This window comes from uncultured Eubacterium sp., assembly GCF_934295145.1.
Classification (GTDB): domain Bacteria; phylum Bacillota; class Clostridia; order Lachnospirales; family Lachnospiraceae; genus Eubacterium_I.
Genome location: NZ_CAKRAS010000031.1, coordinates 21,771 through 37,783 on the forward strand (window position 1 = coordinate 21,771; position 16,013 = coordinate 37,783).

Annotated in this window: 13 protein-coding genes; 11 read left to right on the plus strand and 2 right to left on the minus strand. The window is 42.1% G+C overall.

The annotated features are described in order from the left end of the window. The first annotated feature begins 188 nt into the window (after positions 1-188). The 4 genes from Q0I54_RS07925 (at position 189) to Q0I54_RS07940 (ending at position 5,690) form a co-directional block, all read left to right on the plus strand. Positions 189-1,517 carry an aminotransferase class III-fold pyridoxal phosphate-dependent enzyme gene (locus tag Q0I54_RS07925; RefSeq protein WP_296117776.1) on the plus strand — a complete coding sequence of 443 codons (1,329 nt, stop codon included), beginning with the start codon at positions 189-191 and terminating at the stop codon, positions 1,515-1,517. Further along, positions 1,502-2,656: an iron-containing alcohol dehydrogenase gene (locus tag Q0I54_RS07930; protein WP_296117777.1), complete on the plus strand. Its 1,155-nt coding sequence runs from the start codon at positions 1,502-1,504 to the stop codon at positions 2,654-2,656. The genes Q0I54_RS07925 and Q0I54_RS07930 overlap by 16 nt, the downstream gene beginning before the upstream one ends. A gap of 179 nt (positions 2,657-2,835) precedes the next feature. Then, a complete protein-coding gene (locus Q0I54_RS07935; RefSeq protein ID WP_296117779.1) occupies positions 2,836-3,573 on the plus strand; it encodes a YoaK family protein in 738 nt (245 codons plus the stop codon). A 170-nt stretch (positions 3,574-3,743) separates the two neighbouring features. Continuing rightward, on the plus strand, positions 3,744-5,690 hold the full coding sequence (locus Q0I54_RS07940) for an NAD(P)/FAD-dependent oxidoreductase (protein ID WP_296117781.1): 1,947 nt from the start codon (positions 3,744-3,746) through the stop codon (positions 5,688-5,690). Between the two features lie 113 nt (positions 5,691-5,803). On the opposite strand, the gene Q0I54_RS07945 is transcribed toward Q0I54_RS07940, so the two are convergent. After that, complete coding sequence (locus tag Q0I54_RS07945; RefSeq protein ID WP_296117783.1) at positions 5,804-6,700, minus strand: LysR family transcriptional regulator; 897 nt, start codon at positions 6,698-6,700, stop codon at positions 5,804-5,806. Positions 6,701-6,896: 196 nt separating this feature from the next. Between Q0I54_RS07945 and Q0I54_RS07950 the strand changes: the two genes are divergently transcribed. The 3 genes from Q0I54_RS07950 to Q0I54_RS07960 are packed head-to-tail and all read left to right on the plus strand — an operon-like array spanning position 6,897 to position 10,229. Further along, positions 6,897-7,712 carry a nuclear transport factor 2 family protein gene (locus Q0I54_RS07950; RefSeq protein ID WP_296117784.1) on the plus strand — a complete coding sequence of 272 codons (816 nt, stop codon included), beginning with the start codon at positions 6,897-6,899 and terminating at the stop codon, positions 7,710-7,712. A gap of 36 nt (positions 7,713-7,748) precedes the next feature. Beyond that, complete coding sequence (locus Q0I54_RS07955; protein ID WP_296117786.1) at positions 7,749-9,035, plus strand: MFS transporter; 1,287 nt, start codon at positions 7,749-7,751, stop codon at positions 9,033-9,035. A 3-nt stretch (positions 9,036-9,038) separates the two neighbouring features. Further along, positions 9,039-10,229, plus strand: coding sequence for an MFS transporter (locus Q0I54_RS07960; protein ID WP_296117788.1), 1,191 nt, complete (start codon positions 9,039-9,041; stop codon positions 10,227-10,229). Positions 10,230-10,319: 90 nt separating this feature from the next. Here Q0I54_RS07960 and Q0I54_RS07965 read toward each other — a convergent pair whose 3' ends face one another. Next, positions 10,320-11,672 (minus strand): ATP-binding protein, encoded by a 1,353-nt coding sequence (locus Q0I54_RS07965; RefSeq protein WP_296117789.1) that lies wholly within the window; start codon positions 11,670-11,672, stop codon positions 10,320-10,322. A gap of 560 nt (positions 11,673-12,232) precedes the next feature. Between Q0I54_RS07965 and Q0I54_RS07970 the strand changes: the two genes are divergently transcribed. From Q0I54_RS07970 to Q0I54_RS07985, 4 genes are all read left to right on the plus strand, one after another. Further along, positions 12,233-13,039: an ABC transporter ATP-binding protein gene (locus Q0I54_RS07970; RefSeq protein WP_022036126.1), complete on the plus strand. Its 807-nt coding sequence runs from the start codon at positions 12,233-12,235 to the stop codon at positions 13,037-13,039. Further along, positions 13,036-13,881: an ABC transporter permease gene (locus Q0I54_RS07975; protein WP_296117791.1), complete on the plus strand. Its 846-nt coding sequence runs from the start codon at positions 13,036-13,038 to the stop codon at positions 13,879-13,881. Before Q0I54_RS07970 ends, Q0I54_RS07975 begins: the two co-directional genes overlap by 4 nt. Then, a complete protein-coding gene (locus Q0I54_RS07980; RefSeq protein ID WP_296117793.1) occupies positions 13,878-14,708 on the plus strand; it encodes an ABC transporter permease in 831 nt (276 codons plus the stop codon). Before Q0I54_RS07975 ends, Q0I54_RS07980 begins: the two co-directional genes overlap by 4 nt. A 199-nt stretch (positions 14,709-14,907) precedes the next feature. After that, on the plus strand, positions 14,908-16,013 hold a 1,106-nt coding region (locus tag Q0I54_RS07985), incomplete at its 3' end, for an ABC transporter substrate-binding protein (protein WP_296117795.1).

A 16,013-nucleotide genomic window follows, 5' to 3' on the forward strand; every position in this document is an offset into this window, starting at 1 on the left:
GCTTAGAATCCTTGTTTCCACCAATAAAACAAACTAAAATGGCGTTAACCAAAATGAAGGAAGCGCAAAGGAGCCAATACCGGAAGGGTTGGCTCCTTTTTGACAATAAGCAGGAAATTCTGATTATATTCAGAAATGAACTGGAAAACGCTTCGGATTTTATGTTTGTTTTTAAGGAGGAACAGGATATGAACGCTCAGGAAATCAAAGAGACAAGTAAAAAATATGTATTGCAGTCATGGAGCAAACAGGCGGGGCTGAATCCGATCGTTATCGATCATGCAGAAGGCATCTACATGTATGATGCCGAGGGCAACCGTTATACCGATATGTCCTCTCAGCTTGTAAACCTGAATGTGGGATTTGGAAATAGAGCAATTGGTGATGCCATTAAGGCACAGGTAGATAAATTCTGTTTTGTAGGTCCGGCTTATGCAGCAGAAAGCAGAGCAACGCTTGGCAAAATGATCATTGATCTGCTTCCGGACAATTTTGGCAAAGTATTTTTTACAAATGCCGGTGCGGATGCGAATGAAAATGCGATAAAAATCGCCCGTATGTATACAGGAAGAAATAAAGTATTCAGCCGTTACAGAAGTTATCACGGCTCTTCTTTCGGAGCAGGAAATCTGACCGGTGAGCCGCGTAGATATCCGTTGGAGCCAGGCATTCCGGGATTTGTGAAATTCTTTGATCCATATGTATACCGTGAGCCGATCGAGTTTGCTTCCGAGGAAGATGCCACAAAATATTATCTGGCAAAATTAAGAGAGCAGATTATTTACGAAGGACCGGACAGCGTTGCAGCCATTGTCATGGAGACAATTACCGGTTCTAACGGTGTCATCATTCCGCCAAAAGGCTATCTGCCGGGTGTTCGTAAAATTTGTGATGAATTTGGCATTGTCATGATCTGTGATGAAGTTATGGCAGGCTGGTGCAGAACCGGTAAAATGTTTGCATTTGAAAACTTTGATATCAAACCGGATATCGTGACATTTGCAAAAGGTGTTACCTGTGGTTATGTACAGCTTGGCGGTGTGGCAGTGAGCAGCAAGATTGCAGCGTATTTTGACGATCATCTGCTTTCCTGTGGATTGACTTACAGTGGACACCCGCTGGCTTGTGCGGCAGGTGTTGCCTGCGTCAACTACTACAAAGAAGCAAACATTTTAGATAATGTCAATAAAGTCGGCAAAGTCCTTGGTGAGATCCTGGAGGAGTTAAAAGAGAAACATCCGTGTATCGGTGATGTGCGTTATATCGGACTTTTCTCATCCATCGAACTTGTCAAAGACAGAGAAACAAAAGAACCGCTTGTACCATATGGCAAAGATCCGGAAGGAACCATGGGTAAGATTATCGGTATGTTAAAGGCAAAGAAATTTATGACTTATTCTCACGAAAACATGATTTTTGTCAACCCGGCGCTGATCATTACCGAGGAGCAGCTGCGTGAGGAGATGGTAAAAGTAGATGAAGTATTGACGGAGGTGGATGCATGGCTCACTATCTGACCCCGGAACATATATTTACCGGAAGAGACTGTTTTACTGAGGCAGTCGGATATCTGAAACACTGTGGCAAAAAGGCACTTCTTGTGACAGGACCGCATGTGGTAAAATCGGAGATGTTTGCTGAGTTAAGCCGGATGCTGGCAGACCACGGGATTGAGTTTGTGACATTTTCGAAAATCACCGGAGAACCGACGGATGCCATGATCAATGCCGGTGTCAGTGTATTTCTGCAAAAAGGCTGCGATTACTGCATCGGATTTGGCGGAGGAAGCCCGCTGGATGCAGCAAAAGCGGTTGCTGTCATGGCTGCAAATGAAGGAAGTATTTCAGATTTTAACGGGAAAGAAATTACGAAAATGGCAGGACCTGTGGTGGCGATTCCAACTACTGCAGGAACCGGTTCGGAGGCAACGAAATTCACTGTCATCACGGATTCTGTGAATGATATTAAGATGCTGCTGAAAGGTGATTGCCTGATCCCGAAAATTGCGATCGTGGATGAGACATTCAGTCTGTCATCTCCGCAGTCAGTCACAGCGGCTACCGGACTGGATGCCCTGACACATGCAGTGGAAGCATATACCTCCAGAAAAGCGATGGATATGACTGATACACTGGCAGTGTCAGCGGTAAAACGGATCATGAAATATCTGCCGGTTGCTTATCGTGATGGAAAAAATCGCGAAGCCAGACATCAGATGGCGCTGGCAGCACTGGAGGCAGGAATCTGCATCAACAATTCCAGTGTGACACTGGTGCACGGACTGAGTCGTCCGATCGGAGCGCTGTTTCATGTAGCGCATGGTATTTCCAATGCCATGTTGCTCAAGGCATGCTTCTCCTTCGCGTTAGAAGGGGTATATGAGCGGTTTGCAGACCTTGCCAGGGCAATTGGTGTGGCAGATGAGAAGCAGGGCGATATTGCGGCAGCAGAACAGTTTCTGAAAGCCATTGAACATATCTGTGAGGTGTGCGAAGTACCGACACTGGAGAAGTATGGTATTCCGCGAGAGGAGTTTTATGCGGCGATTCCAAAGATGGCGCAGGATGCGTTGGACAGCGGAAGTCCGGGAAATACGCGGAAGGTGCCGGCATTTGAGGACTGTCAGGAGATTTATAAGGCGGCATATGCCGGGTAGATATTGAAATATGTGTGGAAACCATCCAAAGTTTGAATGCAGGCCATGAAGCGACTGCGTTCAAACTTCGGGTGGTTTTTGTATGTAAAAAAATTTTTGCCTAATAAAAGAGATAGTGCTATGATAGGCAAGGAAAAAATCAAAGACATTACAATTTCTGAAAAAGAAAGGCAACTACAATGAAACAAAAAGTAACAAAAGATCAATGGGAAGCTTTGATTCACTGGAATTTTGCCCTTGTGGGTGGATTTCTCGGAGCCTACGCGATCTTACTACATATGGGAAACTTTGGTTCGGCGCAGACCGGAAATATCATGGAAATGGCGGCATCGTTAGTATCAGGTGAGTGGTACGATGTGTTGTTGCGATTCCTTGCGTTGCCGCTTTTTGGCGGCGGAGTGGTGGTTTCCTATCTGTTGACGAACTATACGAACATCAATATGCGAAAATTAGCCATTGTGGTGGATGCGGCAGGATTAGTAGCATCCTCATTATTGCCGTTACAACCGGTGCTGGTTGGACTGTATCCGATCTTTTTCTGTTCTGCTTTTCAGTGGGGCGTGTATTCATCGGCAAACGGCTACAACAGTGCGACCATCTTTTCCAGTAATAACTTCAAGCAGGCAGTGCTTGGATGGACACAGTATTTTCTGACAAAAGATCCGGAATTTAAGAAAAAGGGTATTTTGTATACCAATACGGTACTCTCTTTTTTTATCGGAGCATGTTATGGTGCGGTAGCAGTCAATGCGTTTGCAGTGCGCGCGGCATATCTTGGCTTTGTGCCGCTGGCAACCGGCTGGATTCTGGTGGTAAAACACAGCATGGTACTTGAATCGGAACGTCCGCAGGAAATTGCAAAAGAAGCAGCGACAGAACTGGAAGATGCAGAACTTCTGGAGGCAGAACAGAAGTAAAAATTCAAATAACAAATGTTTATAGTCATTGAATTTGCGGAACAGTCCGTTTCTGTTTATTCAATGTACAATCTCCTTTGAATCTATTACAGTAGAAGTGTAAAACAAAGACATTTCCAGTGTGATGGTAAAAGAAACTTGTAAGAATAATTTTTGAGAAGGAGAGATATATGATCGTACAGAAGTATCCGCATTTGATGGCGCCATTTTCTGTAAAAGGGGTTCATTTTAAAAACCATATTTTTCTGGCGCCATGTGCATTGTCACATGTAACATACGGTGCACCAAATGATTTGGGCATCGAATATATCGAAGAAAAAGCGCGCGGCGGCGTAGCACAGATTACACAAGGCAACATTACAGGTCCGGGTGGTTATGGTGATAATGGCGGACATTTTAACCGCTATTTTACAAATTGCTTTACAGATATGGCATTTACAGAGCTTGCAACAGCAATCAAAGAACACGGTGCTGTGGCATCAGCAGAAATTAACCATGCAGGATTTATGGCTGGTTTGGCGGAAAATTCCAATACACCGCCGATGAGTTCTATGGGATTTATCCGTGAAGATGGTGTGGAAGTTGTTCAGATGACAGAGCAGATGATTCTTGATACCGTGGAGTATTATGCAAATATTGCCAAATTTTTAAAAGGCTGTGGATTTCAGATGTGTATGATCCATGCAGGGCATGAAATGCTGCTCAATCAGTTTTTATCACCGCATTTTAATAAGCGTACGGATAAATACGGTGGAAGTCCGGAGAATCGTATCCGGTTCCCAAAAATGATCCTGCAGAGAATCCGGGAAGTCTGTGGAGAAGATTTCCTGATTGAACTTCGTATTTCAGCCGTAGATTATTGTGAAGATGGAAAAGATATCGAAGAAAGTATTTATTTCGTAAAAGAGTGCGAAGATTTGATTGATTTTGTTCATATTTCGGCAGGATGTGGACCGGAAACAGCATATCTGACACAGGAAGTAGCTTTTCAGCCGGAAGGACTGAATATCAAGTGGGCGGAAGCTATGAAAAAAGCCGGAGTAAAGCCGAAAGTTGTTGTGATGGGTGGTATTGCAAGCCCGGAAGTGGCTGAACGTTTTCTGGCCGAGGGAAAAGCAGATGTGGTGGCTATGGCGCGTGCCATTATGGCTGATCCACAGCTTCCAAACAAAATCCGCCGAAATCAGGAAGAAGACATTGTACCATGTCTGAGATGTAATCATTGTCTGGGATCAAATAAGGTAGCGTTTTTTGAGGCAAAATGTATGGTAAATCCGCATATGGCACATGAACACCGTACACGTCATGTACCGCCGGCTGTATGTTCCAGAAAAGTACTTGTAGTAGGTGGCGGAGTGGCCGGAATGGAAGCAGCCATTACTGCGGCAGACCGTGGTCACAAAGTTGTGCTGGTAGAAAAAGCAGAGGAACTTGGAGGCGTGATTCGTTTTGCAGATTATGATTCTATTAAAGTTCAGCTGAAAAAATATCGCAAATATCTGGTTCGGCAGGTAATGAAGCGAAATATCGATGTACGTTTGAGTACAGAAGCTACCGAGGGTTTAATTGAGGCATTACAACCGGACGCAATACTTGTTGCAACGGGGGCAAAGCCGATTATTCCACATATTCCTGGAATTGACGGTGAGAATGTTATGTATGCGACAGATGCATATTACCATTCTGAAAAACTCGGTAAAAAAATCGTTATTATTGGCGGTGGACTTGTAGGCTGTGAAGTAGGTGCACATCTGGCAAATACTGGTCATGAGGTTGAAGTTGTTGAAATGGGAAGTGAACTGGCACCGGAAGATAACCCGTTCCATCATTGTGGTATGATGGCATACTGGTCGGAACGTCCGATCCATGGAACAGTAAATACTACTGTGACAAAAATTACATCAGATGGTGTTTACGGAGTGGATAAGGATGGAAAAGAGGTATTTTTTGAAGCGGATACAGTTCTTTATTGTGTCGGAATGAAAGAAGATACCAGTGTAACCGAGGAAATGCAGAAATATTGTTATGATGTGGTTGCTATTGGTGATTGTTTCAAGAGCGGTCGTATTGTAGATGCTGTTGGAATGGGATATCATTCAGCAGTAGATCTTGCATAAATTAATTTCCCCCAAAGTTAAGCAGAAAAGCGGGCAGTTATATGAAAGTGATCATATAGCTGCCCGCTTTTTATACGTAAGAAAAATCGGTTCAGGTTTATTGTTGTGGTATGTCAGGTCAGAGTTTCTGTCTGAAACTGGCTGAGAATTTGCTCTGTTACAAATGGAATGACCGGATTTGTATTCTTTTTTTCCCAGACGAGGCAGGTATAATAGGTATCTTCGATATCGCGGATTGGCAGTGTCTTAAAATCAAAATTGCGCCCCTGAAGAGTTCCTTTCGGAAGTATGGAAATGCCTTTATTGATGGCAATCTGAAAAAATAATTCATCCAGTCCGTTTGCCTGATAAATTTTATGATAATCGAAATCAAGAAACTTTTGCAGTGGTTTGATTTCTGGATTAATATTTGCGCGTTTTGGTGGGAAGATAAGACATTCGTTTTTCAAATCTTCCAGACAGACGCTTTCACGGGAAGCCAGTGGATGCTGTGCATTTACAATGGCACAGAAAGCATCTTTAAACAGATATCGGTATTCGATGTCCTGATCCAGTTCATCTAACTGATAGGAAAATACAATTCCAATATCCGCACGGTTATTTTTTATGGTCTGAAGGATCAGAAGCGGATCTTCTGAGTTAAATATGAAATTAATCTCAGGGTGCATTTGTCCCATCTTGGTGATCGTTGAGAATAGTTTTGTCTCAAAAATGGCCGGAATTGACCATGTGATGGTACCTGAAATAGAGTTCTCAATGAGCTGAAGTTGCTGTTTGGTTGTATTCCAGATCTGAAGGAGATACGCACTTTGTTTTTGCAGATACTCCCCCGATGGTGTAAAAGTGAGTACATTATTTTTACGGACAAAGAGGCGGGTACCAAGCTCTTCTTCCAGCGCAGAAATGCTTTTGCTGATTGCAGAATGGCTGATAAATAGCTCTGCGGCAGCCTTGGATAAATTCATGTATTTCGCAGTAGTCAAAAAATATTCCAGTTGTTCAAATGTCATAATTGCGTTCCTCCATGAACATGATAAAAATATGTCGTATTCCCTGTTTCTATTATAACAGGAACAGAGGGAAATATCGCATTGAATTTTTGGAACAGAAGGATGCGGTTTATTCAATGTACAGAGACATAAATATGAAGTATGATAATTACAAGATCACACTGGAATAAAAAATAATGTAGAAGGAGATTTTGTAATGGGACAGGAAGAAAGACTGGAATTACTTGAAAAAGAACTGGAAGCGGTAAAGCTTCAGCTTGCGCGGGCGCAGGCTGTGACAGAAATCGCAAATACAATGGCTCGCTATAATTATTATCATTCCGGCGGAAGGCAGCGTGACTGTCTGGATCAGTTTGCAATGAGAACGCCCGGGGTGGCAATCGAAATTGCAATGTGGGGACAGTATCATGAGGCAGAAGGTCTTTATGAGAATTATGTAGAAGGAATTGCAAAACATGAACAGTCTATCGGAGCAAGAAAAGGATGGTATTGTGAGCATCCAATCTATAATCCGTTAATTGAAGTTGCAGCGGATTGCAAAACCGCAAAAGCAGAGTGGCAGACGTTTGGACCGGAGACAGCAAAAGAACATCCGGAAGATCCAGATTGTCCGTTTGATCCAAACTGGATGTATGGAAAGTATCAGGCAGATTTTATTGTTGAAAACGGTCACTGGAAAATCTGGCATCTGCAGATCATGCCGGATATTATGTGTCCGACCTGCAAACCGTTTACCGAGCAGCGGCCGCATGACGATTTTGTGCCGACAGATATGCCTGGATTTGCAGAGCGTCAGAAATCCTTCTGTGAAGAATATGACGTAAATAAGGTTCGTAAATTCTGGCCACAGCCGCCAGAGCCATATGAAACATTTGAGGGTTCCAGAAAACATGCATTACATAAACCAACAGCGGAAGATAAAATCGAGTATACTTTTGAACAGAACGATTTTACGCTGGAGGAGTATTTCGTATATTTGGAAGAAAAGGATCCGTGGAAAGGGGACAATTAAAGTTGCACATAAGCCTTAATAAGAGGAGGTTCGGGTATGAAAAAATTTAACTATGGAGCAAAAGGCTGGGGTATTGTAATATTTTGCTTTTTCCTGTTTTGGGTAGGTTCAGGATGTCCGGTAACATCTCTGAATGTAATTATGTCGGAATATAACGCCATGTACGGATGGGATATTGCCTTATTGAATGGTTTTGGAACAATGGCAAACATTTTATCAATTATTGCAGCAGCTGTATTTGGCTGGTGGTGTAAAAAACGCGGACCAAAATCACTGATACTTGCAGGCTGTATTATGGGGGCTGTATCAATGTTTATGTGGGGACGTGTTACATCCATTGGTACCTATGCATTGTGGTATACCATCTGCGTTATCGCATCCAGCGCATATTGCCAGATAGGTCTTGCATCTCTGATCGCAAACTGGTTCCCGACCAGAAAAGGTTCTGTTATGGGATTTGTAACGGTAGGTGCATGTATGGTTGGACTAACCTATATTAAGAGCCAGACATTCATGATTGAGCATTTCAGCTTTGCAGCATCCTTCGACCTGTATGCGATTGCCTTTGTAATTCTGGCAGTGGTTTGCGCATTTCTGGTAAAAAGTGATCCGGAGCAGTGTGGTGCGTACCCGGATAATGACCGTACTTTAACAAAAGAAAAACTGGAAGCAATGCATGCGGAAGGTATGAAATATCGTCAGACCAGTCCCTGGACTGTTGGAAAACTTTTAAGAACAAAGGAAACATGGTTTATTGGAATTGGCGGTGGAGTTTTGGTTATGTTTACCGTTGGAATTATGAGTAACTTTATTCCAATGTGTGCGTCAGCAGGAATTGAGATGAATCAGGCGATTTTCCTGATGGGAGTAACCTCTTTTATAGCGATGCCGGCATCTGTTATCTGGGGCATTATTGATGAAAAAATCGGTACACGGATGACAACCATTGCAATGTTTATCTATTTCATTGTATCTGTATGCATCGCACTGGTGCCAAACATTATTACGATGTATATTGCACTGGTAATGTTTGCATCCATTATCGGTGGAGCAAATAACCTTGCTATTTCCATGACAGCATCTGTATGGGGAAGATATGATTTTGATTCTGCATGGACAGTCGTATTTATTTTAAATACGATTGTAAGATCCTTTGGATTTATGCTGGTTGGAAGTCTCGCAAGTGTAACCGGAAGTTTCAAGGCGACATTTATTGGATTGATCATCTGTTCCGCAATTGGCGCTGTATTATTTGCACTGTGTTCAAATAAACCACTGGGAAGAACAGAATTATACGATCAGTCTGAACATATTGCGGAGTAAAAAATGAGTAGTTATCAACAAACAAAAACAAGCGGGCCGGGGATGCTGGCGACCATGGCGATGCTGAGCCTTACGTTGATGGGCCTTGGTTCCAATGCCATCACACCGGCACTGGCCACGCTGGCGGCACAATTCCCCAATGAGGATGTTTCGTTTATACAGACGGTAGCCACTTTGAGCATGATGGCAGGTTCGCTGATCGCCGGAGCGGTGATGGGAAAGAAAATTAAGACAAAAACACTGGCAATACTGGGAAGTATCTTGTGTCTGATTTTTGGAATTCTGCCTGTCTTTATGAACAGTTATGCATTGATTCTGGTGGTACGCCTTGTATTTGGATTTGCAATGGGATTAATCGCACCGCTTGGAAACGCACTGATCATGATACATTTTCAGGGAAATAAGCGTGCAACGCTGATCGGTGTAGGCACCTTTGCGATGAATATCGGTGGAATCGCATTTCAGATGCTTGCAGGCGTGTTGGCTGACATTTCCTGGAATCTGGCATTTTTGGGACATATTTTCTTTGCAATTGCAGTGATCATGTCATTTTTCCTGCCGGATGAAGAACTGGAAGTAGTCAGAAATACAGATAACAAAATGCAGTCGAAAGAGAAATTAAATGTACGGACAGTATTACTGATCGGAATATTGATGATGGTTTTTCAGGCATGTAACCTGAGTGTTATGATGAATGCGTCTACATTGTATGAAGTCAGAAATGCAGGTGGAGCAACCGTTGCAGCGATGGCACTTACTGCATTTTCCGTGACAGGAATGTTTGCAGGGTTGCTGTTTGGTGTATTGTTCAAACGCATAAAGCGTGCAATGTTTTTACTGGCTTTCGGATGTGTGGCACTTGGAGCAGGAATCATTTTTGTAGGTCAGACCGCAGTTCTTATGGGAATCGGATATGGATTGATCGGAATCGGATTTAACTGGCAGTTTGCAGCGTTTACGGAATGGGTTGGAATAGCAACACCACCATCAACCATTGGAACCGGTACATCAATTATTTTAGCCTTTATGAATCTGGGTGGATTTGTAAGTTCTTTTTGGATGATTCTGCTTGGATATGATCTTACAAAAATATTATTATCAGACGTGATTTTGTGTAGTATATTTGCAATTGGGCTGTTTTTGGTCAATCCATTTAAGAGTGGAGTAAAACAATCCAAGATCAATTGCACATAGAAAAATTGAGAATGTACGTAAAAACCGTAAGGGAAGTTTTGAGATTTCCCTTGCGGTTTTTATAAATAATAAAACAATATCAGAAAGCTTTTACAGGAGCGGTGCCATATAAAGAGGGAGAAATAGAATGCCATCTTCTTCTTTAACATCATTTGGATGTAATACATAAGATATATTGGTTTCTTCCGCATATTTTTTTCGAAATTTACGAAGAGATGTAAGGGTATAATTTTTACTGGATTTTACTTCAATTGGTGAAATATTGTGCCGATTACTGATTTTGCTTTTGGCAATCAAAAAATCAATTTCCATACGGGAATCAGCATCTGTCCGGGATGTATTGGAATAAAAATAAAGTTTGTGTCCATTTGCAGTAAGCATTTGTGCAACAATATTTTCGATGATCATACCCTTATTTACTTCTAATTTATCAAAAAGAAGTTTTTTATAAATTTCTTCACTTACGAGACCGTTTTCATCAAATGCATGACTGATTAGTAAACCGGTATCGGCCATATAACATTTTAATGTCAGGCGGTCCATATTGAGCTTCAGACCGATATTAGGCGCAGTAGAGTTATAACAGGTATTAATGATCATGGCATCATCCAGCCAAAACAAAGCGTCTTCGTAATCGCGAAAACGAGCATCTTTTTTCAAAGAAGAAAGTTTGAATTTTTTTTCGTGCTTTTGCAGTTGAGCAGGAATTTCATCAAAAATATTTTCAACTTTCATCTCATAACCGGCTGCATGTTTCACGATGTCAGCACGGTATAAGGTAAGAATATTTCTCTTTATCTGATCCACACGATCAAAATTCTTTGTGTCAATATACTCCTGAACAGCCTGAGGCATACCGCCAACAATCAGATATTGCCGGAAATAGTCCATTGCTTTACGATGCATAGCCTGTCCGAGTGGCCTTTTTGCAAGGAAACATGTTCGGATTAGATCCATAAGTGTTTCATTTCCCATAGCCCAGAGAAATTCTTCAAAATCCATAGGATGCATTTTTATGTGTTGTTCCTCCGAAGGAATAACAATATCCTGAACATTTTTTTTGATGGACATTAAAGATCCGGTTTCTATATAATCATAACGACCGTCTGCAACCAGATATTTGATAGCAGCGCGTGCGCGTGGAAAGAGCTGGACCTCGTCAAAAATAATCAAAGATTCATGTTCGTATAGTTTTACATTATAATAAGCAGACAGATACATGAATAATGTGTCAAGATCATTTAAATAATTATGGAACAGGTCTTTTATCTCATTATTTGTCTGGTTAAAGTCGATTAGAATATAGGATTTATATTCTGCTTTTGCAAACTGTTCTGCAATAAAACTTTTTCCAACACGTCTTGCACCGTCAATGAGCAGAGCTGTTTTTCCTGCATAGTCATGTTTCCAAGATTGCAATTGGTGATAGATTTTTCGCTTCATACAGTGTCCCTTTCTTTGAAATAAATATACTCCAATAGTATTTTACACGTTTTCAAGATTTTTATGAACAAATTATAACACGTTTTCAAGATTTTTTCTTACTATATTTTACACGTTTTCAAGATTTTTGTGCTATTTTTCACGAAAATATGCAGTTTTTGAGAAATTTGGCATTCTTAAATTTGAAAAATACAGTCTGATGAGATACCGTGTGCACCAGCACAAAAAAGATTGTGCAAAGAGAAATTGAAATCGTTTTAGCAAATGCGTATAATCAACCGTAAATTAAGGAACAACCTTTTCACAGGAAACTTTAAAGCGGCAAAGAAGTCACAAAGAAAACTTCTCTGCCGCCTTTTCTGTATCAGAAACTATAGAAGCTTCTGATACAGAAAAATGCCTTTCAGGCAAAACAATGCACACTCGCACCAGAGGAAGTAATTGCTTCGCAATGGTGCTCGGCGCAGACAAGAAAGATGTGCTATTCAAGTAGTGATTGTGAAAAATATTTTTAGCACACTTTCGTGATCTTATATTTTTAGAAACCGGAGGTAACACCTATGCAGGAAATGAAAAATAAAGCGTTAATGAATGATGATATTCAGATTAAGATCAACCACGTTGGTATGACTTTCAAAGATAATCAGGGCAACGACGTGCAGGCATTAAAGGATGTGAACCTTGACATTAAAAAAGGTGAATTTATTTCCCTGCTTGGTCCGTCCGGCTGTGGAAAAACCACATTGCTCCGCATTATTGCAGATTTGCAGGAGCCAACCACCGGAACCGTCAGAATTAATGGCATGACACCGAGAGAGGTTCGGCTGCAGCAGAAATTTGGAATTGTATTCCAGAGTCCGGTATTACTGGACTGGCGGACGGTTCGAAAAAATATCGAACTACCGTTGGAAATCATGGATTACGATCCAAAAAAACTTCCGGCAAGATCACAGGAAATGCTGGATCTCGTAGGACTTTCCAAATTTGCAGATCATTATCCGAAACAGTTATCCGGTGGTATGCAGCAGAGAGTCGGAATCGCGAGAGCCCTTGGTATGGAGCCGGAGCTTCTGCTGATGGATGAACCGTTCTCAGCACTGGATGAATTTACAAAAGAAAAATTACATATGGATCTGCTTGATATCTGGTCCAAGACAAATAAAACAATTATTTTTGTCACACATAACATTCAGGAAGCAGTACTTTTATCCGACCGGATCTGTGTACTGTCTCCACATCCGGGACGTTTATCCGCAGTCATTGATGTGGATATTGACCGGCCGAGACGGCTGGAAGACCGCGATACGATGCATTTCGCAGAACTGGTATCAAAAGTAAGAAACAGCTTCGAGGGAGGCAGCTTATGAAAACGAAAACTCATCCTAAATTAACAGATAAAAAATGGATGCCGACACTGGTATGGATCCTCTGTATTGTAGCCATATGGGAGATCATGGCCTGTGTCGTAGCCACAACAAAGCGAACACCGGAAAACATTCTTCCGCATATTTACCAGATCTTGTATTCCTTAATCTCAACAAAAAAGGTAACTGGTACACAGACAGCGCTTCAGGTTGTGGCACTTGCATCCGTACAGACACTGCTTCGTGCAGCGGTTGGATTCCTCATCGGAATGGCAGCCGGATTTGGTCTGGCGCTTCTGATGAAACTTTCCGGAATCGTAGAAAAACTTGCATTTCCGTATCTGATGCTGATCCAGTTGATCCCGATTTTGGGCATGGCACCGATCATCCTTTCTCTGACAGGAAGCATCGGCGTTAGCCGAATCGTTATCGCAGCGATCCTTACCTTTTATCCGGTGGCAGCCAATACATTGGCAGGTTTGAAATCTGTACAGCAGGAAAAATATGAACTGATGTATTCTTACGCGGCGAACCGCAGAACAATATACAAAAAAGTACTGATTCCATCCTGTATCCCGTATTTTTTCACCGGATTGAAAATTGCAGCACCGATGGCAATCACAGCATCCATCCTGGTAGATACGCTGCAGGGTGATGGCGGACTTGGCTGTATGTTATCACAGTCCCTGAAACATGCAATGTCCATTTATGTATTCTGGGATATCGTTCTTGTCAGCGCTGTGATCGGTGTATTAAGTGCAAAAATCATGGGCTGGCTGGAGCTGGCAATCTCACCATTGAAACGGATTGACCGAAAAATCAAAGGAAAGGGGAACGGAAAATGATCACGAGAAAGAAAAGTCTGATTGTTCGTATGAAAGAGAGTGCACAGGCGCAGAAAGCACTTGGAATCATTTTACCGGTTCTTCTGGCACTCCTGATTTTTATCCTGTGGCAGTCACAGGTAATACATGCAATGTTGCGGACGGATGTATTTACCCTTCCGCTTCCTACCCGAATCGCAGCGATCATTCATGATAACTGGTCCGCGATACTGGTAAATATCAAGTCTACCGTGATGGTATCCGCCATCGGATTGATCGTTGGTTCTGTCATTGGTTATCTGGTGGCAGTTCTGGCAACGATAGCTCCGAAGTGGGGCGTCGCAGGTCTTCCAATCGTATCCGCATTTAACGCGATTCCAATTGTTGCGCTGGCACCAGTTATGACAAACTGGACCAAAGATGTCAGCAACCAGCCGGAAGTACGAAGCATGGTGGCAAAGATACTGGTGGTTATGATCGTCAGCATTGCATCTATGAGCATCAATGCTTACCGCGGGTTAAATGAACTGAAACCATTTGCAAAAGATATGATGGCATCCTATGCAGCCACAAAACGACAGGTATTTTTCAAATTGCAGATGCCAAACAGCGTGCCATACATATTTACCGCATTGAAAGTAAGTACTCCAAATGCCGTCATCAGCGCCATTGTAAGTGAGTACTTTGCAGAATATATCGTCGGTGTCGGACGTGAGATCCGTGAAAATATCGTACAGGCACAATATTCCACCGCGTGGGCGTACATCGTGGTTGCATGTGCCATTGGAATTGTATTTTATGCAATCCTGATGATCGTAGAAGCAATCGTAATGAAAAAATATCATTAATGTAAACGTAATGTGATTTATGAAAGAAGAAATTACATAGCACATAATAAAAGCGGTTCTGAAAGTAAATAAGTATTTGCTGGAACTGTAAAAGATAATTATGGAAGTTTCTTCCATTTTTATAAAAATCATTCACTTTGAAAGAAACAGTGATGTTTCAGGTGAGTGAAAAAAACTTCAGTTGAGGAGGAAAAAAGAGATGAAGAAAAGAATGAGAAAACTGATATCTGTAATTGGTGTGACAGCACTGGCTGTATCTTTATTTGCCGGCTGTGGTGGTTCTGATCAAAAGGGAACCTCATCCAAATCAGATAGTTCTGCATCCGCAGAAAGCACCGGAGAAGTGATGAGCAATGAAGAGATTATCAAATCTGCAGCAGAAGCAGGAACCGTTGGAAACTGGGGACTTGGAAATGAGTATGAGATTCAGGCGCTGTTGACAAAATACGGCGAGCCGACAGATTATCTGAGTCAGGATTTTACGATGGATGGTTTTGATGATGATTCTATTAAACTTGCATCCGCAATGACATACAACGAACTTGGACTTGTAAAAAATGATTATGACGGTGGTTATGACTATGGCGATACCGTTGGAACTATTGATATGAACGATGAAGGCGTGGCAATGCTGGAAGATAATATTTTCTGTACCAAGGCGTTTGCTGCACAGAATCCAAACACTGTAAAAGCATTCCTTTATGCATCCTTAAAAGGCTGGGCTTACGCAGTAGAACATCCGGAAGAGGCAGCAGAAATCTGTTACGAATATGGTTCTTCTGTATCTGCCGATCATCAGGCTTACATGGCATCTGAAGTTGCAAAACTGGTAACAACCGATACAAAAGGCGAGACAGTCAGCAGCTATGGAAATATGGATCCGGATGCAATGCAGCAGACATTGGATCTGGCAAAACAGTACGTACAGTTAGATGATTCCGCAGCAGCAGAAAAACTCCAGAACTTTACATTGGATGATGTACGTGACACATCCTTCTGGGAAGCAGTGACAGCATCTGACGGCAGTGACCTTGGAACACCGGAGAAATCCGAAGTATCCATTCAGTTAAAATGGCTCCCGGATGCACAGTTCATGGGTTATTACGTAGCACTGGACAAAGGTTATTATGATGAAGTTGGCCTGAAAGTCAACATCGTTTCCGGTGGTGGTGATATCAGTGAGACAACAGCTGTAAATAACGGAACAGTAGACTTTGGTGTGACATGGTTTACAAACCTGATTTCTGCAGATGCAGGTGGAATGGATCTGGTAGAAGTATCTCAGATCTTCCAGAGATCCGGACT